Here is a 23443-nt window from a genome sequence, read left to right as displayed (position 1 = left end):
TATGTTCAAAAACATTATTATTTTAAGCCTAACGCAAGTTATACTAAGTTTTATAAGTGCTAGTCTTATAAAGCAAATGTCTTTTATCGGAAAGATAAGCATCCACTTATTCTATAAAGAATACATTATTTTTCGAACAATATGGCAAACTTCCTTACTGTTATTTGCAGTGCAATTAGCATATATTCTTTTTTTACTTTTATGTAAAGTAACCTTACCTCGAAAAGTAGGAACTATTATATATCTACTATTTATCCTAGTCTTATTGGCGGGTTGTTATACTAGTTATAATGACTTCACTCAGACCTCCCATAAGCACATGAAAAGCAGTTTTCACCTTGGGATATATCTTTTTTGGATTAGTGGTTTAATAAGTACCTTTGTATTTATGTTCCTTAGAACAAACGCACAAAAAAAATTAGACCAAGTACATAGGCAAACCGATGCTTGTTAAATAAATAAATTATAGTATGATGCATTATATATATAAACTATTGGCTTTATTAAGTTTGACTTTGACATTATCATGTCAACAAACTCCAACCACTACTAAGAAAACTTCTAACTCCAACTCCAAGAGTGTAAGTATTCCAATGCATGGAACAAAGAAAAATAGTTCTTCTTCAAGTAATGAGAGCTTTAAAGAGCAGCAAGAAAAACTCAAAGCAGCAATGCAAGAAAAGAGCGATTCTACGCAAGGGATAAGCAAAAAATAATGCTTAACTAAGAAATGTTCTATTACTAGAATCAAAGAAAAGTGTATAGATAAAATAAAATACTCGTATTCCAATGGATATGCGTATTTTTGCATAAATATTGAAATCTTTTTTTTGAAAAACTTTAATTGATTTATGATACAAGATCCTAAAAGATACACACTAACAGCTGCATTACCTTATACTAATGGTCCTATTCATATTGGCCACTTAGCAGGGGTATATGTACCAGCGGATATATACGCTAGATTTTTACGCTTACAAGACAAAGACGTAGCTTTTATTTGCGGAAGCGATGAGCATGGAGTTGCTATTTCTATGAAAGCAAAAAAAGAAGGTATTACTCCACAACAAGTGATTGATAAATACAATGGAATTATCAAACAGTCTTTTGAAGATTTTGGTATTTCATTTGATAATTATTCACGTACTTCATCTTCTATTCACCACCAAACTGCTTCAGATTTCTTTACCAAAATGTACAATGATGGTAAATTTATAGAAGAAGTAACAGAACAACTATATGACAAAGAAGCACAACAGTTTTTAGCTGATCGCTTCGTAATCGGTACTTGTCCTAAATGTGGTAATGAAGAAGCTTACGGAGATCAATGTGAAAAATGTGGAACTTCTTTGAATGCTACAGATTTAATTAATCCTAAGTCTACTATTTCAGGATCTGAACCTATTTTAAAATCTACTAAACACTGGTTTTTACCATTAGACCAATATGATTCTTTTATTCGTGAATGGATCATAGAAGGACATAAAAATGATTGGAAAACTAACGTTTATGGACAAGTTAAGTCTTGGGTAGAAGATGGTTTAAAGCCTAGAGCAGTAACTAGAGATTTAGATTGGGGAATTCCTGTTCCTGTTCCAGGAGCAGAAGGAAAAGTACTTTATGTATGGTTTGACGCTCCAATTGGATATATTTCTTCTACAAAAGAATGGGCTCAGAAAAAAGGAATTGATTGGGAACCATATTGGAAAGATAAAGACACTAAACTAGTGCACTTTATTGGAAAGGACAATATTGTATTCCATTGTGTTATATTCCCTTCTATGCTTAAAGCAGAAGGAAGTTTCATCTTGCCAGATAACGTACCAGCAAATGAATTCTTGAACTTAGAAGGACATAAGTTATCTACTTCTAAAAACTGGGCAGTATGGTTACACGAGTACTTAGAAGAATTCCCAGGACAACAAGATGTATTGCGTTATGCTTTAACAGCAAATGCTCCTGAAACAAAAGATAATGATTTCACATGGAAGGATTTCCAAGCAAGAAACAACAATGAATTAGTTGCTGTTTTTGGAAACTTTATCAACCGAGTAGTAGTATTGACTAATAAATACTACCAAGGTATTGTTCCTACACCAAATGAGTTTTCTCAAGCGGATATAGATACTCTTACAGAACTTAGAGCATACCCTAGTGTAATTGAAAGTTCTATACAAAGATATAGATTCCGTGAAGCTCAAATGGAGATGATGAACGTTGCACGTTTAGGAAATAAATATTTAGCAGACGAAGAGCCATGGAAATTAATTAAAGAAGACCCAGCAAGAGTTCAGACACAAATGTATGTAGCTTTACAAATTGCAAGTGCTTTAAGTACATTATGTGAGCCTTTCTTGCCTTTTACAGCTGCAAAATTAAAAAACATCCTAGGTCTACAGACTCCATTACAATGGAATGAAATAGCTATAGATAAAACTTTAATTACTCCAGGACATACCATTGGAGAGGCACAGCTTTTATTTTCTAAAATTGAAGATGAAGAAATTCAAAAGCAATTACAAAAATTAGAAGATTCTAAAAAAGCTAATGAAGCTGCACTAAAGCAACCTGAGGCACAAAAGGAAACAGCTACTTTCGATGATTTCACTAAATTAGACCTTAGAGTAGGAACTATTATTGAAGCAGAGAAAATGCCTAAAGCAAACAAACTACTTGTTTTAAAAGTTGATACAGGTTTAGATGTACGTACAATTGTTTCAGGAATCGCAGAACATTTTACACCTGAACAGGTACTAGGTAAAAAAGTAACTGTCTTAGCAAATCTAGCTCCTAGAAAATTAAGAGGAGTAGAAAGCCAGGGAATGATCTTAATGACAGAAGATAAAGATGGTAAACTTGTTTTTGTAAATCCTGATCAGGATAACGTAGACAACGGATCAACTATTAATTAATATACAATAAGGCTACCTACAATAGGTAGCCTTATTTATTTATTTATAAGAACTTGCTAGGTTTAATTCTTCTAAATCGCCTAGATCTAGAACTAAACTACAAGCATTAATCAAACTTTGTAATTGCTGCTCATTGGTTACACTTACAATAGGCACTGTTATCCCCTCTCTAGTAAACTGCCAGCCAATTGCTACTTCAGCCATGGAACAATCAAGCCTTTTTGCAACATTAGCTAAAGCATTTAAAATCTGTGTACCTCTAGGGGTAAAAAATCTAGAAAGCATATCAGAACGCTTATTTCCAGCTAAATCTTGCTTATCTTGATATTTGCCAGCTAAAAAACCACTAGCTAACGGAAAATAACTCATTACAGCCATGTTCTGCTCTCTTATCATAGAAAGGTACTCTGTTTCAAACTTCTCCCTGTCATAGAGATTATATAAGGGCTGTAGAACACTGTAGGAATGCCAGCCATTAGAAAAACTAATTTCATTTGCAGATACTACTCTTTGGGCACTAAAATTAGAAGCCCCTAAATAACTTACTTTTCCTTGTATAACACAATCATTAAAAGCATGCATAGTTAAATCCTGCTTACACAAAGGATCATCGTGATGTGCAAAGTAAATATCTATATAGTCTGTTTTTAAACGCTGTAAAGAAGCTTCTAAATTAGTTTTAATATCCTGTGGACTCAACCCTCTTTCTACTCCCTTAAGTTTACCTCCTACTTTAGTTGCGATAACCATTTTTTCGCGTTTATGAGTCTGCTTAAGCCATTTCCCTATAATAGCTTCAGACTCTCCACCACTATTGCCTTTTGCCCAATGGGAGTAATTATTAGCTGTATCTATAAATATCAAACCCTTTTCATAAAGAACATCTAGCAAATACAAGGATTCCTTGCTATCAAGAGTCCAACCAAAAACATTTCCACCAAAACATACTTTAGGCACCATTAACTCGGTAGGGCCAAATTTATACTTATCCATAGTGTTTCAAAACTTTAAACATTAAAGATACATCTTTAGATGGGTCAAAAAAAAAGCGGAGACCTAAAAAGGTCTCCGCTTTAAAATATAATTTTAAACTATTAGAAGTTATAACGTAATGAGAAGTTCCATGTTCTTCCAACACCGAACATAACCTCATTTCTTTCGTCAATTCCTTTCCAAGTAGCAGTTGTATTTTCGTCAACTTGAATATTAGTACGAGCAGTAGTAATATAAGTAGTATTAAATACGTTGTTTACGTTAACACGCATTACAACAGAGTTTGATCTATCTTTTCCTACAGGTAAACGGTAAGACATTCCAGCATCTACTAAGTTAAATGCAGGTAATTGCATTGACCCAGATTTTCCTCTGTCTGAAGCTCCGTCAACGTTTAACGTTCCGTAGAAGTTATCATTATAACGGTAGTTAGCATCTACTTTTAATCCTTGAACAATTTCGTAGTTAGCTCCTAAGTTAAAAATTAACTGTGGTGCACCACCAACTTTTGCTCCGTTAATATATAATGTTTTAGTTTCTAAGTTACCATCTTTATCATAAATTGGAGTATTGTCATCCTCATTATAATAAGTACCAGTTACATCTTTTGCATATTTCCAGTCACCCCAAGAGAATGATCCAGTAATATTTAATCTATCGATTGGGTTGTATAAGAAATCCACTTCCATACCAGTGTGAACTTGCTCTACACCTGTTAAAGTAGCATAACCATTAACTTGAACTGGTTTTCCATTACTTCCGATCTCATCTGTATCGAAACGTCCTGTAGCACGAGTAACTCTATCTTTCCAAGAAGTACGGTATAAGTTTAAGTTAGCTCTAACTCTGTCTGTTCTTAATCCATATCCAAACTCAAATCCTAATACTTTCTCATTCGTTAAGTTAGGGTTAACTGTGTTGGTATTGTTTAAGTAAACACCATTGTTCATAAATGGTTGACGAGAGAAGTATCCAGCGTTAACAAATACATTGTGAACTTCTGTTATATTGTAGTTAACCCCCCCTTTAATACTACCTCCAGAAATGCTTTTCCAGTTTGTTTTGTAGTCTTCAGCTCCTTTAGCTGTTGAACGGTCGTAGTTGAAGTAATCAACTCTTTGCATCCATTGATTAGAAATAGATCCTTGAGCAAACACAGAGATATCATCTTTAGAATACTCTACTTGTCCGAATCCTCCTAACCATTTAACGTTACCGTCATTATGGTATCCAACTTTCTCTCTGTTATTCCATTGAGCAAATGGATTTAATGTAGCGTGAGCAGGGTAAGTACTGCTTACAATATAGTTTTGACCACCGTTGTTTCTGTTATTGTTAACAACATATCCTTGTCCACCCAATAAGTTATCTAAAGTTTGGAAGTGGTAACCTTTGTAAATACGTCCATCTAAACCAAAGTCAATTGTCCAGTTTTCATTTACTTTAGCGTTCATGTTAATTACTGTTCCATACCAGTCGTGAGAGTTGATTGAAGAACGACGAGCCCATCCACCTTGTGTAGCAGATTCTCTACTGTTGAAAGCAGAAATATAGTAACCTTCTTCAGCTCCTGCATATGGAGAACGGTAAGTATTTGAAGTATTATTCCAATCAGCAATAACTTCTCCTCTGTTCCATGCAGCAATATCATCAAAACGCATATGTCCGTTTGCATCTCTTACTTCAGTACCGAAGTCTCTGTAACCGTTTGGTCCACCACCAAGAGTTCCAGTTCCTCCACCACGTCCCCAAGATCCGTAAACTACAGCTCCTAAGTTCCATGTTTCGTTAATAGCGAAATCATAGTTAATTGATGCTACTGGTTTATTATAGTAGTTCGATTTAAAGTTAAAACGTTCTCCATTATAAAACCCAGTATCTGGATTAAAATGTTTGTTTATCCCACCATTATTCCACATTTTATGATTAGCAATAGACACAGACGTTGAACGTTGGTCGTGATTTTGCTTAGCACCTGTGAATGTAAACTGTACTTTGTGACGATCGTCTTTAGAATTATATCCTAATCCTAAATAATAGTTGATTGACTCGAATCCCGTTCCTTCTACATATCCGTCTCCTTGAGTATAACCCAATAAAACAGAAGCAGAAAGTCCATTTTCTAAAATACCTGTATTATAAGAAGCAGTTGTCTTAAGGTAGTTATTATTACCTACACCTGCTGAAAGACTACCACCTTCGCGGACGTCAGAAGTTCTTGTCAAAACGTTGATTGTACCTCCTACAGAAGAAATCGCGATTTTTGAAGATCCTAATCCTCTTTGAACTTGCATAGCTGATGTTACATCAGATAATCCAGCCCAGTTAGACCAATAAACAGCTCCACCTTCCATATCATTAACTGGCATACCGTTAATCAATACTGCGATGTTTCTTTGATCAAAACCACGAATATTAATGTTTGAATCTCCAAATCCTCCACCACCTTTAGAAGCGTAAACAGAAGGAGTTGTGTTTAAAATTTCAGGAAATTCTTGAGAACCAAGTTTTTCTTGAATTTCTGCTGCTCTAATTGTAGAAACAGCTACAGGAGTTTTACGGTCTTGTGCAACGTCTGCAACACCCATAATAACAATGTCATCTAGCATGTTCTCATCTGTAGAAAGAACAATTGTACCTAGATTAGCAATTTTCTCAGCATTTACCGTATAGGCAACTGTACGAGAATTATAACCAACAAAAGAGATAACAATCTCTCCCTTTGATTCAGAAACATTTAACTCAAACTCCCCATCTAACCCGGTAGAAGTTCCAATTTGTGTTCCTTTTACTAGAATTGTTGCTCCAGGTAAACCCTCTTGGTACTCCCCATCAACAATAACACCAGTAACTTTGTTTTGTGAAAATGCGAATGCCGTAGTAAAAACCATTACTGCCGTAATCATCCAGTTCTTCAAGTTTTTCATTGTAAAAGTGTAAGTGATAAATTATTTTCACCGCAAAGGTACAAAAAACCCCCTAGCTAATATTATGCCAATATTAAATTTTAACTTTTAACAGTCCTAGCAGTGAAAAAAATTAACATTTTATCGCTTTAAGTAATAATTAAGTAAAAACTCTGTACTACCATCGTGTTTGCCTACCACTTTTGATTTGATTTCCTCTTGAATATTCTTTGCTAAAACCTTACCGTACTCCACCCCAAATTGGTCGAAACTATATATATTCCAGATAATTCCCTGCACATATGTTTTATGTTCATAAAGTGCGATTAACATCCCTAAATTCTCTGGTGTTAAAGCATCAATTAACAGGGTATTTGAGGGCTTATTCCCTTCAAAATCTCTGAAATATTTTAACATTTCCAACTCACTTTCATCTACCTTATGTCCACGTTTTCCGTTGAGTAATGCCTCAGTTTGTCCGAAAAAATTACTCATTAAGATGTCATGATTCGAATTTTCGCCATAAAAAGGTTCAATAAAGCCAATAAAATCCACCGGAACTACCTTAGTACCCTGATGAAATAGTTGGAAAAAAGCATGTTGTGCCGAAACTCCTACTTCCCCCCAAATTAATGTTCCTGTTTGGTAATTAACTGGAAAACCATCCCTGTTTTTATCCTTACCATTACTCTCCATGATCATTTGTTGTAAATGAGCAGGGAACTTACTTAATAATTCGCTATAAGGAACTACTCCTTCCGTCTCATAATTATAGAAGTTATTGTACCATACACTCAGAAGCCCCATAATAACAGGCATATTCTCTTTAAATTCTGCATTTCTAAAATGTTGATCCATTTTATAAGCTCCCTTTAAAAGAGATTCAAAATTGTCGTATCCGACTGCTAAAGAAATAGACAAACCGACGGAACTCCATAAAGAGAATCGCCCTCCAATATAATCCCACATTGGAAAGATGTTCTCTTGCTTTACCCCAAAGTCAATAGCTTGTTGTATATCAGCACTTACACCAACATAATGCGCAGAAATATCTCCCCGCAAATTGGATTCTAACCAATTTTTTAGTTTTTTAGCGTTGGCAATCGTTTCTTGTGTAGTAAAGGTTTTTGAAACAATTAAAATTAAAGTAGTTTCAGGGTTTAGTCCCTTTAAGACAGAATATAAATAATCATCGTCTATATTTGAAATATAATGAACACCTAAGTCATTCCTGTAATTAGCTAATGCTTCTACAATCATTTTAGGTCCAAGATCAGATCCTCCAATTCCTAAATTTACAACATCTGTAAATTTTTTACCTGTGCTACTTTTATATTCTCCCGATAGTACACTGTGAGTAAACTCCTTTATTTTATGTCTTGCCTCACATACATCTTCTACTACATTTTCTCCATCTACAGTAACATCACAAATACCTGAAAAATCTCTTAAAGCAGTATGTAGAACCGCGCGATCTTCTGTAACATTAATCTTCGAGCCATTAAACATCTTCTGAATAGCATCCTTAAGACCAACTTGATCTGCTAACTGAATTAGTAAATCTAAAGTTTGCTCTGTTATTTTATTCTTGGAATAATCTAACAAAAAGGAATCCATTTGCAAATGAAACTTTTGCGTCCTTTCAGAGTCTAATGCAAATAAATCTTGCATTTGTATAAACTCCATATCGCCAAAATGCTTACGCAATTCACTCCAAGCACTTGTTGTGGATGGATTAATATTTTTCAACATTATCTATTTTTGAGAAAATTTAGTTTTAATAACTTCATCTAATTCTACCTTTAAAGGAGCAATATACTCTTTATATGCAGGAATATCTTTTTTATCCATTGGATCAGAGTTAGGTAGAACTTGTGACAAAGGATCTACTTGAACTCCATTTTTCCAAAATCTATAGCAAACATGAGGACCAGTAGCTAACCCTGTACTTCCTACTAGACCAATTGTCTGGCCTTGGTTAACGTATTGTCCCTTTTTTACTAATATTTTTGACATATGTAAATATTGAGTAGAATAAGTTCCGTTATGTCTCACTTTTACATAATTACCATTTCCAGCTGTATACCCCGCACGCTCTACAACTCCTGAAGCAGTTGACATAATTGGCGTTCCTGTTGGAGCTGCGTAATCTGTTCCATTATGAGCTTTCCATGTTTTTTGTACAGGATGAAAGCGTTTTTTGGTATAACGTGATGTAATCCTAAAAAACTCTAATGGAGCTTTTAAAAACATACTTTTCATTGGCCTAGCTTCCTCATCATAATACTCTAACCCTTGTGTATTAGGTCTTTGGTAAGGGAAGGAATATAAATCTTTACCTCTGTGATTAAAATAAGCAGCCTCAATCTTAGAAATACCTACATAAACCGTATCATTAATATACTTTTCTTGAATAGTAACCGCAAACCTATCTTCAGGTTGCAATTTAAAAAAGTCAATAGACCATGCGAAAATTTGAGACATTCTAACAGCTAATGCCTCTTCTGCACCTTGCTTATTCAAACTCATTGATAATGATCCCTCAATATTGGATGCAATAGTACGTCTTTTATAAGTAACAGGGTAGGTTTTTGTATAAGCAGTAATAGAATCTCTTAAGTCGATTACTTGATAGCCAGCAATATTTGGATGGTAGATAAATGCGGCCAATTTATTATCTTTTTTGTTTTTTACAATACTATATGGTTTTCCTACACGGATATTCTTCACATTTACTGTATCACTTACCTTTTCAACTATAGCATGTATTTGCCCAGCACTTAAATTATTCTGACTAAAAATTTTGCCAAGACTATCTCCATTTCTGATAGTATCTTCTACTATTTCAAAATCATTTAAACTAAAGCCATAAACTTCCGCTACAACTTCAGGAGAGTGATCCATATCAATTTCTAATTCTGTACTATCTTCTTGATTTTGTTTCTTACATGAAACAATGGTAAGAGCCACTAAAAATACGATTATAAATTGTTTCAAAACTTTTCTTTTTTTAAATTTTTATTTTATCCCCCCCAGGTCTCCTTCTCTTTTTCACTCCATAATTCAGGAAAAAAAATTCTTTTTTGGTATTTAGGTAGCATATATTTTTTCCAATCACTTCCTCCAGTAGCTTCTTTTGGCCCCTGCGGCCCTTCCAAATATTTAACAGCTGCCCTGTAATGTCCTAAAACCCAAGTAATATTCACTGTTTTATCATAATGCCTCATGGCTTCAATAAGCTTTGGATCTTGCCTAACCTCTCGAGGCAATTCCACAAATTTCCGCCATAAATTTGTTTTTTCATAATCTTTCATTGCATTAATCAGAACTTTCTTATACTTCTTTTCAAAAGAACTAAGCATAAAAGACTTTTCTTGCGTTTGATAATTTTTTCCAGCAGCTTGCCAGTACAAATAATCAAAACCTTGTTCAGCACTGCAATTTAAGTCAATTCTATCAGTAAAACGCTTATCAATTAAATTTTTCCAATTTGTTGATCCAAATTCAATTAAACGATATTGCACACTTTGAAAGCCACTAGCAGGGGTTAAAGTGTCTCGAAATTTAAGATATTGCTCCCTATCCATCCCATTTTCCATAATAGAAAAGGAAGAAGTAAGCATATCAAAATATCGAGATATACGTCCTAACTTATCGATAAACACCTCAGCAGTAATATTTTCAAAAACAGCTAATTGATCTATCTCCCATAATATCATTTTAAACAGAAGCTCATTAATCTGATGATAGCCAATAAAGACCATCTCATCAGGTAAGGTACTCCTTTGGGTTTGTAAAGATAATAAAGAATCGACCTGAATATAATCCCAATAGGTTAAAGGGGTAGAATACAATAGTCCCTGTAGATGTGTCTGGGTCTTTTGACCGATTACATCAAACTTAGCATTAAGCTCACTTAATATTTTTTCTTCCATCTTACTTTAATTCGATTTCTAAATCTGACATTAAACCTTCGTATTCCACTAAATCTGCCTTTAAAGAACCAACTGCTAAACTAGCTTTAATTCGAAGAGGCACTTTGTTTGCATCTTTGGATACCCAAATAGTAAGGCTCTCTTTTGCTTTAAAAACACGTCCGGCCATTACATATGGACGAAACATCAAAGCCTTCACTTTACCAAAATGTGTTCTAATCACGTCTTCTCCTAAGAATTCAAGTTTAAATCGAAATGTTTCCTGATCGAAAAACATATCAATTTCAACAGAATCTCCTTTCTTAAGTTGATTCAATTCTGGTTGATCACGAAGATAATAGAAAGCCGATACAATATCTTGTACCCCCAAGTTAATATCGAAAATATTTTCTGTATTGCTCTTATAATCTTTCACAAGAACAGTATTTGTAGAATAATTAAAGAAACCCTCTTGGTCTTTAGTATAACCTCCTTCGTCAATTTTACGAACAAAACGATATGGAGTTACCTTATCTTGTTCAAAATAACTTTGGTAATCATCCTCTACCTTGAAAAATAATTTGGGAACACCTGTGGTATATCCATGCCCAGCAGCATGAATTAATTTCCTACCATCCAATAAAGTATCTTTTAAAGTTAGGGTAGCTATACCGGCGTTTAGAAGTCCGTAGCTAATCTTAAATTTTAGAAACTCCCCTGACTTGAATGAATTTTGTGCAAAACTTGTGTGTAAGGAAAAACACACCAAAAAAAGTATTGTAAGAAATTTTTTCATAGTTGGTAGCATTAATTATTCAAAAGTAAGAAACAAAAAAACCCAGTCAAACAAATGACTGAGTTTTTATGCTATTAACCAACCAAAAAACTATAAATTATGAAAAATTTATTACACTCAAATAAAGCTTATGACGACCCTATTTTTGCGAGTGCAAATGTATAGCTTTTTTTAAAATATCACAACCCTCGTTTGTGTTTAACTGATAATTAACATTAATGGTTGTTTAATAGCCGTTTTTAATATTTAATTAACTGAATATTAAAGTGTTCCTCTCTTTTCTTGTTCACGTTCTATAGACTCAAAAAGTGCTTTAAAGTTTCCAGCCCCAAATCCTCTTGCGCCCATTCTTTGGATTATTTCGAAAAATAGAGTTGGTCTATCCTCTACGGGTTTAGTAAAGATTTGCAATAAATAACCTTCTTCATCTGCATCAATCATAATACCTAACTTTTGCAATTCCTTGATGTCTTCCTTCATTATTTCCATATGTACACCAAGTCTTCTTGGAATATCATCATAGTAACTTTGAGGCGGAGCAGATAAAAATTCCACCCCTCTATTTTTCATAGCAGAAACAGTCCTGATAATATCATCTGTAGCAACCGCCACGTGCTGTACGCCAGGTCCGTTATAAAAATCTAAATACTCTTCAATTTGAGATTTTTTGACTCCATGAGCAGGCTCATTTATAGGAAACTTAATTCTACCATTTCCATTAGACATTACCTTACTCATCAAAGCAGAATACTCTGTAGTAATTTGTTTGTCATCAAAAGATAGAAAGTTAACAAACCCCATTACCTCTTCATACCACTTTACCCAAGTATTCATCTGATTCCATCCTACGTTTCCTACCATATGATCCACGTATTTTAAACCAACTGGTTCTGGATTGTAATCTGATTCCCATTTTACAAAACCAGGTAGAAAGATTCCTTTATAATCTTTTCTTTCTACAAACATATGCACGGTCTCTCCGTAAGTATATATACCTGCACGAACGGTTTTACCAAACTCATCCTCTTGTTCAATAGGTTCCAGATAAGATTTGGCACCACGAGCAATTGTTTGCTTATAAGCATCTCTAGCATCTTCTACCCATAGAGCGACAACTTTAATACCGTCTCCATGCTGCACAATATGCTCGTTTAACTCTGATTCAGCGGTTAAAGGCGTAGTTAATACAATTCGTATTTTATCTTGAACTAACACATAAGAAGCACGATCTTTTACTCCTGTTTCTAATCCAGCATAAGCTAAAGATTGGAAACCAAAAGCACTCTTATAAAAATGAGCAGCTTGTTTAGCATTACCAACAATAAATTCTATATAGTCTGTTCCTAATAAGGGTAAGAAATCTTGTGCTCCCTCAAATATTTTTTCTAAGCCAAACTCAACGGATTTAACTTCTCTAGTCATAATTTTAAATTTAAATGGTTAATTTTTGGATGGTTAATTACTTTTCAGGATCCAGCCAAGATTGATAATAGGTATCGTCTGCAATTTGTATAGCATCCTGACATACCATAAGTGGTTTAAAAGTATCTACCATTACAGCTAGCTCCTGAGTTTCTTTTTTCCCTATAGACCTTTCTACAGCCCCTGGGTGAGGCCCGTGAGGAATTCCAGCTGGATGCAAAGAGATATGCCCTTGCTCAATATCATTACGACTCATAAAGTCTCCATCTACATAATAGAGAACCTCATCACTATCAATATTACTATGATTATAGGGTGCTGGAACAGCGTCTGGATGATAATCGTAAAGCCTAGGAACAAAAGAACAAACTACAAATCCATCACTTTCAAAAGTTTGATGAACTGGAGGTGGCTGATGAATTCTACCAGTAATAGGTTCGAAATCAAAAATAGACAAAGCATAAGGGTAATTATAACCATCATAGCCAACTACATCAAAAGGATGGGTAGCATACACCATATCGAAAATATCCCCTTGTTTTTTAACTTTGATTAGGAAATCTCCTTTTTGATCGATGGGCTTTAAATCTTGTGGTAATCGAATATCTCTCTCACAAAATGGAGAATGTTCCTGTAATTGACCGAACCAATTTCGGTATCGTTTAGGTGTGTAAATAGGTTTAGTAGCCTCTACTATAAATAACCTATTATCTGTTGTGGTAAACTCTATTTGATAGATAATACCTCTAGGAATTAATAAGTAATCCCCGTATTTAAACGGTAGGTTACCAAGCATTGTTTTTAGTGTACCTTCTCCTTTATGGATAAATAGCAATTCGTCACAATCTGTATTTTTATAAAAATACTCTTTCATCGACTCTTTAGGTGCCGCAAGTACAATGGTACAGTCACTATTGGTTAAAACTGGTTTTCGGCTTTGTAAAAAGTCATTCTCAGGTTTAATCTGAAAACCTTTCAAACGATAAGATTGGATATTGTTAGCTACAGCTATTTTTGGTGCAACACTATATTGCTTCAGAATTTTTTTGACCTGGGTTGGTCGATGAATATGGTACATATTAGTAGACATTCCGTCAAAGCCAATTGTTCCAAATAATTGTTCATAATATAATTCCCCATTTTCCTTACGGAATACGGAATGACGTTTAGGGGGAATTTTCCCTAAGTGATGATATAAAGGCATAAATACTTATAATTAAGGTTGGTTAATAATATAATAAGTAGATGTTACCTCATTCAGGATTTCTCTTGATGAGGAACTTTAAATAAGCCAATAAACCGTCCCATTGTAGTTTCATAACATAACAAAAATAGACATAATATTGAGTTATCCAAATTTATATCCTAATATTTTTCACATATTCCTAAAGTAGCTCTATTTTCCTGGGCTTAAAACCAAAATCCTACAGAGAAAAATAAGAAGCTTCTTCCTGTGTCTGGAGAGTAGGTAAACTTGGCTTCTATAGGGCCTATTATGGTTTGCATACCATATCCTAGAGCATAACCAGAGTATTTTGTGATATTACTCCATCCCGAATCTGAGAAAATATCATTCCCAGTATTGGCAAAATTGGCAGCCATATTAACATGATGCCTTTTTAAAAATTCAAAGTCAAATTGCAACGAGGACATTAAATAGGTATTTCCACCCAAGCTTAAAAAATCATAACCATAAAAAGGAATGATGTTATCTTTGTCTGCAAAACCATACCCTCCTAAATAATACCCAAAACCAATACTTGGTGGTTGCCCAATAATTGAGCCCACCCTTACTTTAAAGTCAAAACTTAACTTACTTGTAACACGTCTTGCTACTCCTAGCTGCCCACTGATAGTAGAAAAGTTTGAGAAATCATCTAAATAATTACTAGAGTAAAAAAAGTTCCTGTATTCGACTTTAGCCAAAAATCCACTACGAGGGAAATACTTATTATCATAAGAATCCATCATAACATTTAAAAAACCGCCTAAATAATGACTAAAATCAAAACGTTGCTTATAGCTTGTTAGGGTTTTGCTCCTAAGATCTAAGAAGCGATGCTCTAACCCAATACCTAAAACATACTTCTGTGCATAAGAAGACTGCACAAAAAGCCTATTTTCTAAATCGGAGTAATTCACAAAGAAGTCTTGGGGAGCATTAGGAATATCTAATTTACCACCCATTGCTTTTACTAATAAATCATAAGGAAGTTCCCTGTCAAAACTACTTAATCTAGAGTTGATTCCAAAGCTCCAGTAAAAGCCATTATCGATAAAGTAGTTGAAATTATACCTTACATTATCTCCTAGTCCTACATCTAAGGATAACACATCACTTTTGGCAAGAAAATTCTTCTTTGTAAGATTGACCAAGGCAGCCGTTTTATACAAGCCATCATAATGAACTCCGAAACGCAAAAAGGTATTAATTGGATTTTCATTTAAATCCATGATTAAAACATCTTTACTACTATCCTGATCTTGTTCGAAAATATAAGAAATACTACTAAAGTTCTCTGTTCCATTTAAACGAGTAATACCTTCGCTTAAATCCTTATAAGTAATCTTGGAATTAGGTTTAAATCCTAATTTACCGTGTACATAGCGTTTTGTTAGGCGCTCAAGTCCTCTAATTTTAATATTGGAGATATTAATGGAGTCTAAAGAAGTCTTTTCTACAAAATGTCTTTGAGAAATACTTTTATTTGTTCCTATCTGTTTTATTTGATCTATAACCTGATTGGCTGCTTCTTCACCGGTTTGAATAATAGCTGCTCCATCCCCAAAAGAAACAACAGAATAACCGGAGATATTTGGTTTAATATAAATATCTGTTAAGGCAAATTTGTCCTTCATTTGAGCGATAGTAGAATAATTGGATAATTGAGATAATACATCCTGAGCACCTTCAATCTCATCGGCAGTCTTTAAATCATCTTGAACATCTACTCCGATAATTATATCTGCCCCCATCGCTTTTAACTCCTCAATAGGGTAGTTATTGACAATCCCCCCATCTAAAAGATCTACATCATTAATTTTTACCGGAGCAAATAAAGTTGGAAAAGCTCCACTAGCAAGAATTGCTTGAGGTAAATAGCCACTATTTAAAATAACCGCATCTCCTTTTTCTAAATCTGTTGCAATACATAAAAAAGGAATATTTAACTCATTAAAATCTCTTACGTGTCTTACATGGGAAAGTAATGTATTCATCAGGTTATAATTATACATTCCACGGGAAAGAGATTTGGGAAAGCCTATTTTAAAATTCTCAAATGGTAAGCTTAATGCATAAATTTCATCGTTTTTCTTTTCATAAAAAGACTTAGAGACCCTAGGAATGTAGTCCTTAATTAAAGCCGAAACTTCAATAACATTAAAAATGGAATCTAATTCGGGAGCCGTATAACCAGAAGCATACAATCCCCCAATAATAGCCCCCATACTTGTTCCTGCTATATAATCAATTTCAACTCCATTTTGTTCTAAAACTTTAAGTACTCCAATATGTGCCAAACCCTTTGCTCCTCCACCACTAAGTACAAGACCAATTTTTGGTTTTTTTAAAGCAAGAGTATCTTGGCCAAAAGCTTTAATATTAGTTGATATACATAAAAACAAACAAAACAGAAGAATTCTCACAGGAAAGAGTTTTAATTTTCTTCTAATTTACTTCAAAAAAATCGATAATCAACTTACTTCTTGCTTTTCCTATAACTTTTTCTAAATCTTCTAAAGATGCCTCTTTTATTTTTTTCACGCTACCAAAATGATTCATTAAGGTAATTTTTGTCTTCTCACCAACTCCAGGAATATTATCAAGTACACTTGTTATAGCATTTTTACTTCGTTGATCACGATGAAAGTTTAATCCGAATCGGTGAGCCTCATCTCTTAAGTGAATAAGAACCTTCATCGTTTCACTTCTCTTATCTAAATACATTGGAATACTATCCCCTGGATAAAAGATTTCCTCCAAACGTTCGGCTAAACTTATAATGGCAACCTTTCCTCTTAATCCTAGCTCCTCTAGACTCTTCAAGGCCACTCCTAATTGCCCTTTCCCTCCATCAATTACAATTAAGTCTGGTAAGTCTAATCCCTGTTCTATTACTCTTTTATAGCGTCTGTAAACAATTTCTTGCATAGAGTCGTAGTCATTAGGACCTACTACAGTCTTTACGTTAAAGTGCCTATATTCTTTTTTACTAGCCTTCCCATCTCTAAAGACAACACAAGCAGCAACAGGGTTAGTTCCCTGTATATTAGAGTTATCAAAACACTCAATATGTCTAGGTTCTTTACTCATACGCAAATCTTTCTTCATTTGCGCCATTATACGATTAGTATGTCTTTGGGGATCTACAATCTTAATTTGTTTTAGCTGATCAATTCGATAAAACTTTGCATTTCGTTCAGATAACTCAAGTAGCCTTTTTTTGTCCCCTAATTTTGGAATTGTAACCGTTAAAGCTTCCCCCAAATCCAATGGAATTGGGCTAATGATTTCCTTAGAATTTAGTTGAAATCTTTCCCTTAACTCTACAATAGCTAATTCTAGTAGTTCTGTGTCTGTTTCCTCTAGTTTTTTCTTTATCTCCATAGTGTGAGATCGGATAATGGCCCCATAGGAAACTTGTAGGAAATTTACATAAGCCATAGTACTATCTGATACTATACTAAAGACATCTACATTACTAATCTTAGGATTAACAATGGTACTCTTAGATTGATAATTTTCCAACAACTCAATCTTCTCCTTTATCTTTTGAGCTTGTTCAAATTCCATATTTTGAGCTAGTTCTTGCATATGATTCCTAAACTGCTTCAGACTATCTTTAAAGTTCCCTTTCAAAATATCTCTAATGTGAGTTATTTTTTGATCGTATTGGCTAGTTGTTTCGTAACCTTGGCAAGGTCCATTACAATTTCCAATATGATACTCTAAACACACTTTAAATTTCTCGGAACGAATATTTCCTATACTCAAATCATAGCTACAAGTACGAAGAGGATATAGCTCTTTAATTAACTCTAATAAGGTATAAACGGTCTTTATATTCGTATAGGGTCCAAAATACTCTGAACCATCCTTAATCATCTTTCTAGTAGTAAACACTCTAGGAAAAGGTTCTCTTTTTATACAAATCCATGGATAAGATTTGTCATCTTTCAATAAAACGTTATAACGAGGCTGTAAACGTTTAATTAAATTGTTTTCTAAAAGTAATGCATCCGTTTCTGTTGGAACCACAATGTGTTTAATAGATACTATTTTCTTTACTAAAACATTTGTCTTCCCTTCTTGGTGAATTTTATTAAAATAAGAACTTACACGTTTTTTAAGATTCTTGGCTTTTCCAACATAAAGTATTTTATCCTCCTTATCATAGTATTGATAAACTCCAGGTTCATTTGGTAGTGTTTGTATTTGAAGAGCTAAAGCTTGTGATGGTTCCATAATAATTAAAATAGTTATCACAAAAATACCCCAAGTTTTCTATTCTTCAAAATAAGCTTTTTGTGCTTTTATTCAGAAAAGAAGGGGGAGATTTATCTAATAAAAAATAAAAAAATAGCATTTATTTCTATTCTTATATGTAATTAGATTTTATATCTTCACTTAAAAAAGCGATGAAGATATTAGACCATTCCATAGCCCCAGGTGAAACTGTAAAGCTTAACTTGGAAATTGCTAAGCTACACACTGCATCTTCCCTAGAAATTCCAGTAATAGTTTCTAGAAGTAAAATTAAAGGTCCTACAGTGTTATTATCTGCAGGTTTACATGGAGATGAATTAAATGGAGTAGATATAGTTCGGCAGATTATTCACAAAAAAATTAATATTCCTAAAAGAGGAACTATTATTTGTATTCCTGTTATTAACATATTTGGCTATATAAATAAATCTAGAGAGTTTCCAGATGGTAGAGATATGAATCGCGTATTTCCAGGTAGCAAGGATGGATCTTTAGCGGGTAGGTTTGCTTATCATTTACTCAAATCTATTCTACCTTTAGTAGATTATGCTATAGACTTTCACGCAGGTGGACAAAGTAGATTTAATGCACCTCAAATACGCATTGCTCCACAAGACAAAGAATTAGAAAAGTTAGCAACTATTTTTCACCCTCCCTTCTTATTATATTCTAACCAAATAGCAGGTTCATTTAGAAATGCATGTGCGAAACGAGGTGTAAAAATGCTCCTTTTTGAAGGAGGTAAATCCTTAGATATTAATAATGAGGTCTCACAAATGGGTGTTGAAGGAACAAAACGCTTCTTAGCTCATTTCGACATGTTAGCTGATCACTTCACTATTAAAAAAAATACTACTGAAATGATTATTATTGAAAAAGCACAGTGGGTTAGAAGTAAAAGATCTGGATTGCTACATGACCAAGTACAAATTGGCTCATATGTAGAAAAAGGTGCTACATTAGCAGAGGTTTCCGATCCTTATGGTATGGAAAACCTTAAAATAAAGGCACCCTTTAGTGGTTATGTTATCAATGTCAATGATTCGCCTATTGTGTACCAAGGGGATGCAATTTTCAATATATCTAAAATAATATAATATGCAAAAAGATAAATTACGTCTAAAATATAAGGAATTGCGCGAAAATTTAAGTCAAGATCAAATTGAGCAACAAAGTATAGATATTGCAAATCAAAGTCTAAAACTACCGATTTGGAATAAAACAAACTATCACTTATTCTTGCCTATTGCAAAGAAAAAAGAAATAGACACCCAATATATTTTACAAATATTAGCAGGAAAAGACAAAAATGTCATTCTATCCAAAAGCAATTTTCAAGACTCTACCTTATCGCATTACCTTCTAACAGACAATACAAGAATAAAAGAAAATTCTTATGGGATACCAGAACCTGTAGATGGTATACAGGTTAAAGAAGACAGTATTGAAGTAGTATTTATTCCTCTTTTGGCCTTTGATCAAAAAGGAAATAGGATTGGCTATGGCAAGGGTTTCTATGATAAGTTTTTAGAGCAATGCCCAAAAGACACAATAAAAGTTGGACTTAGCTTTTTCCAAGCCGAACCGAGTATCCAAGATGTTTCTCATTTAGACGTGCCTTTAGATTATTGTATTACTCCAGAGCAAACCTATATTTTTAAAAAATAAATAGACAGTTTTTATCAAATAACTAGTTAAAGGCTAGACTTTAATACAAAATATTTTTATGTTTAGTGAAAATATTAACCAATGATAAAAAACACCCTAACACTAATGGCATTATCCTTGACTTTAGCCTCTTTCGGCCAAAGTCAAGTTAAATTCATGTCCAATCCTTCATTAAGTCCAGATGGAAAAACAGCTTACTTTAGCTTTGAAGGAGATATCTATCAAGCCCCACTTGATACGGGAATTGCAACTCGCCTAACGGCTCTTCCATCAGAGGAAACGAATCCTAGAGTTTCCCCTGATGGAAAGTGGTTGGCATTTAACTCTAACCAATATGGCAACAACGATGTATTTGTTATGCCACTTCCCCAAGGTCCAATACAGCAATTAACCTTTCACCAAGCCAATGACCAATTAGAAAGCTGGTCTTGGGATAGTAATAGTTTATATTTTACTTCTAACTTAGATAAGAATTTTGCTTCTTATAAAGTGGATATTGAAGGTACAACTCCTACTGCATTATTTGAAAACTATTTTAATAATACCAACGCAATGGTAGAAACACCTTCTAAAGAATTACTTTTTACTAATTCTACAGAAAGTGCAAACCAATTGGTGAGAAAAAGATATAAAGGAGAAAATAATCCAGATATTCACTCTTATAATCCCTCTACTAATACTTTTAAATCTTTAACTACTTATGAAGGAAAAGATTTTAACCCAACCGTAGATAAATATGGTAATATTTACTTTATTTCAGATCAGAACAATGGGCATTATAACCTATTTCAATTAAAAGATGGAAAGTCCATTGCCTTAACGAATTTTGATACTTCTATAGGTAGGCCATTTGTAAGTGCGGATGGCTCTAAAATAATATTTGAAAAAGATTATGACTTATTTATCTGGAATACCCAAACTAAACAAGTAGAACCATTATCCATTAAGTTAAATCAAAATAAAGCTATTGACAAACAACAAAGCTACAACACTAAAGACCAAATAAGTTATTTTGATGTCGCATTAGATAACAAAAAGATAGCCTTTGTTTCAAGAGGCGTACTATTTGTTAGTGATATTAAGGGAGAGTTCACTAAACAAATTAGTGATGGAAGTGAAAGAGTGATGGAAGTGAAATGGCTAAAGGACAATCAAACCTTACTATATAGCCAAACCTATCAAGGGTATCAAAATTGGTTTAAAATAGATGTTACTAAAGATAGTCAGCCAATTCAACTCACTTCTGATCTTCGAAATAACCGAGATATAAGCTTAAATGCAGATGCTACAAAAGCAGTGTATCTTAGTGGGAGAGACAGAGTAGTATTAATGGACCTTACTACCTTTAAATCAACTACTATTGTGGAAGACGAAATTTGGGCTTTTCAAAACTCAAAGCCTTCTTTTTCCCCAGATAGTAAATACGTATTATACACTGCAAAAAGAAATTTCGAAGAAGATATTTTTGTATATGATATTGATTTAAAAAAAGCAATCAACCTAACCAACACAGGTGTGGCTGAAAGTAATCCTATATTTTCTCCCGATGGAAAATATATTTACTTTACTAGTGACCGATTAAATCCTTCTTACCCAATGGGAATGGTTAAGCCAAGTATCTATCGTTTTGCAGTAGATTGGCTATCTCAAGACTTCAAGTCCGATAAGTTTGATAATCTATTCCAAACAAAAGACAACCCTACTCAAGTTACTACTACTAAAAAGGATAAAAATACCACCACTGCGCAAAAAATGATTACCATTAATGTGGATGGAATCTTAGATCGAATAGAATTAGTGAGTGACCAATTTGGAAATCAAAATTCCCCTACGGTTTTTGAAACAAATGACAAGCAAATTGTCTTTTATACCTCTAACCAGGATAATGGAAAATATGCCTTATATAAAAAGACCTATGAGAACTTTAAAGAGGCGAAAAGCCAAAAAGTATTTGACAAATCTGCTTATAATATACAACAAAGAGATAATGATCTATATGGATTGGTAGGGAGAAGCATCTATCGTTTTGATCTAAAAGATGCTACTCCTACAATTATTGATATAGATTTTTCTTTCACCAAGAGCCTAGGACAAGAATTTAATCAAATGTATTATGAAACTTGGGCTGGAGTAGAAGAGAACTTCTATGATGAAGACTTCCATGGTATTAATTGGCTTGAGACCAAAAATCATTTTGCTACTTACTTGCCATATGTAAATAACAGACAAGATCTACGCCTATTATTAAACGATATGCTTGGAGAGTTAGGTTCCTCTCATTTAGGCTTTAATTCCAAAGGAGAAGAGGAAAAAACAAGCGATAACTTTATTACTTCAGAAACTGGAATTGTCTTCGATAAAAACAATCCATATAAGGTAGATTATATCTTAAGGAAATCACCTGCATTTGCTTCGGATAAAGATATTCGAAAAGGAGATGTTTTAACAAAAGTAAATGGCCAAGCTATAGATAGTAAACAAAATAGAGATAAATATTTCAGTTTCGCCTCTACTCAACAAGAAATCAGCTTAACTTTTACTAGAGATCATAAGGAATTTACTGTTAAGCTACATCCTATTACATTTGAGAAAAATAAAGCTCTATTATATGATCAGTGGATTCATGACAATCAAAAAAGAGTAGATCAAAAAAGTAATAATAGAATAGCTTATTCTTATATGAAAAACATGTCGAGTGATCAATTAGATTCTTTCTTATTAGACATGGTAGCTCAAGAACATAGAAAAGAGGCAGTGATTCTTGATTTAAGATTTAACACAGGAGGAAATGTCCATGATAAAGTTTTAGCTTTCCTTTCCCAAAGACCATACTTACAGTGGAAGTATAGAGAAGGAAAAATGACTCCACAAAGTAATTTCGCACCTAGTGGTAAACCAATTGTACTATTAATTAATGAGTATTCATTAAGTGATGCCGAAATGACAGCTCAAGGATTTAAGGCTTTAAAACTAGGTACAATCATTGGCCAACAAACCTATAGATGGATTATATTCACTTCTGCAAAAGGTCTTGTAGATGGCTCCTCATATCGTTTGCCAGCATGGGGTACATACACCTTAGAGGGGGACAACCTAGAGAAGACTGGAGTAAGCCCAGACATTTACATTAAAAACACATTTATGGATCGTTTAAATGATGATGATCCACAATTAGATTATGCAATTGAACATATTCTAAAGCAATTAAATTAATTCCAATCGAGTAGGAGGCTGAAGATTATTTCTTCAGCCGACCTCTCACACCACCTGGCATACGGATCCGTACCAAGGCGGTTCTTAACTTTACGATACTTTTAAGTAGATGTCATGTATAGAAGTATAGC

At 33.8% G+C, this 23443-nt stretch carries 15 protein-coding genes; 5 read left to right on the top strand and 10 right to left on the bottom strand.

Annotated features, from left to right (window positions below):
• Positions 1–470: 470 nt before the first annotated feature.
• Both ACYSNX_RS07840 and metG read left to right on the top strand, forming a co-directional pair.
• On the top strand, positions 471–716 hold the full coding sequence (locus ACYSNX_RS07840; RefSeq protein ID WP_461754127.1) for a hypothetical protein: 246 nt from the start codon (positions 471–473) through the stop codon (positions 714–716).
• A gap of 135 nt (positions 717–851) precedes the next feature.
• A complete protein-coding gene (gene metG, locus ACYSNX_RS07835; protein WP_461754126.1) occupies positions 852–2912 on the top strand; it encodes a methionine--tRNA ligase in 2061 nt (686 codons plus the stop codon).
• A gap of 39 nt (positions 2913–2951) precedes the next feature.
• Here metG and ACYSNX_RS07830 read toward each other — a convergent pair whose 3' ends face one another.
• From ACYSNX_RS07830 to uvrC, 10 genes are all read right to left on the bottom strand, one after another.
• Entirely contained in the window at positions 2952–3905 is a 954-nt protein-coding gene (locus tag ACYSNX_RS07830; RefSeq protein ID WP_461754125.1) for an aldo/keto reductase, read from the bottom strand.
• Positions 3906–4006: 101 nt separating this feature from the next.
• Entirely contained in the window at positions 4007–6832 is a 2826-nt protein-coding gene (locus ACYSNX_RS07825; protein WP_461754124.1) for a TonB-dependent receptor, read from the bottom strand.
• Between the two features lie 120 nt (positions 6833–6952).
• On the bottom strand, positions 6953–8563 hold the full coding sequence (gene pgi, locus ACYSNX_RS07820) for a glucose-6-phosphate isomerase (protein WP_461754123.1): 1611 nt from the start codon (positions 8561–8563) through the stop codon (positions 6953–6955).
• 3 nt (positions 8564–8566) lie between these two features.
• Positions 8567–9808 carry a peptidoglycan DD-metalloendopeptidase family protein gene (locus ACYSNX_RS07815; RefSeq protein WP_461754122.1) on the bottom strand — a complete coding sequence of 414 codons (1242 nt, stop codon included), beginning with the start codon at positions 9806–9808 and terminating at the stop codon, positions 8567–8569.
• Between the two features lie 26 nt (positions 9809–9834).
• Positions 9835–10746 carry a tryptophan 2,3-dioxygenase family protein gene (locus ACYSNX_RS07810; protein WP_461754121.1) on the bottom strand — a complete coding sequence of 304 codons (912 nt, stop codon included), beginning with the start codon at positions 10744–10746 and terminating at the stop codon, positions 9835–9837.
• 1 nt (position 10747) lies between these two features.
• A complete protein-coding gene (locus tag ACYSNX_RS07805) occupies positions 10748–11521 on the bottom strand; it encodes a DUF3108 domain-containing protein (RefSeq protein ID WP_461754120.1) in 774 nt (257 codons plus the stop codon).
• Between the two features lie 261 nt (positions 11522–11782).
• A complete protein-coding gene (gene hppD / locus ACYSNX_RS07800) occupies positions 11783–12943 on the bottom strand; it encodes a 4-hydroxyphenylpyruvate dioxygenase (protein ID WP_461754119.1) in 1161 nt (386 codons plus the stop codon).
• Between the two features lie 37 nt (positions 12944–12980).
• A complete protein-coding gene (locus tag ACYSNX_RS07795; protein WP_461754118.1) occupies positions 12981–14147 on the bottom strand; it encodes a homogentisate 1,2-dioxygenase in 1167 nt (388 codons plus the stop codon).
• A 206-nt stretch (positions 14148–14353) separates the two neighbouring features.
• Positions 14354–16591: a patatin-like phospholipase family protein gene (locus tag ACYSNX_RS07790; RefSeq protein WP_461754117.1), complete on the bottom strand. Its 2238-nt coding sequence runs from the start codon at positions 16589–16591 to the stop codon at positions 14354–14356.
• 22 nt (positions 16592–16613) lie between these two features.
• Positions 16614–18410, bottom strand: a complete 1797-nt coding sequence (gene uvrC / locus ACYSNX_RS07785; RefSeq protein WP_461754116.1) for an excinuclease ABC subunit UvrC — start codon at positions 18408–18410, stop codon at positions 16614–16616.
• 173 nt (positions 18411–18583) lie between these two features.
• Between uvrC and ACYSNX_RS07780 the strand changes: the two genes are divergently transcribed.
• The 3 genes from ACYSNX_RS07780 to ACYSNX_RS07770 all read left to right on the top strand — a co-directional run bounded on the left by ACYSNX_RS07780 (position 18584) and on the right by ACYSNX_RS07770 (position 23312).
• On the top strand, positions 18584–19528 hold the full coding sequence (locus ACYSNX_RS07780) for a succinylglutamate desuccinylase/aspartoacylase family protein (protein ID WP_461754115.1): 945 nt from the start codon (positions 18584–18586) through the stop codon (positions 19526–19528).
• A 1-nt stretch (position 19529) separates the two neighbouring features.
• Positions 19530–20099 (top strand): 5-formyltetrahydrofolate cyclo-ligase, encoded by a 570-nt coding sequence (locus ACYSNX_RS07775; RefSeq protein WP_461754114.1) that lies wholly within the window; start codon positions 19530–19532, stop codon positions 20097–20099.
• A gap of 81 nt (positions 20100–20180) precedes the next feature.
• Complete coding sequence (locus ACYSNX_RS07770) at positions 20181–23312, top strand: S41 family peptidase (protein ID WP_461754113.1); 3132 nt, start codon at positions 20181–20183, stop codon at positions 23310–23312.
• Positions 23313–23443: the final 131 nt, after the last annotated feature.

It is taken from the genome of Myroides sp. LJL115, assembly GCF_054871665.1.
The sequence above is the reverse complement of the archived record's forward strand: the minus strand, read 5'-3'. Positions and strand labels throughout refer to the sequence as shown.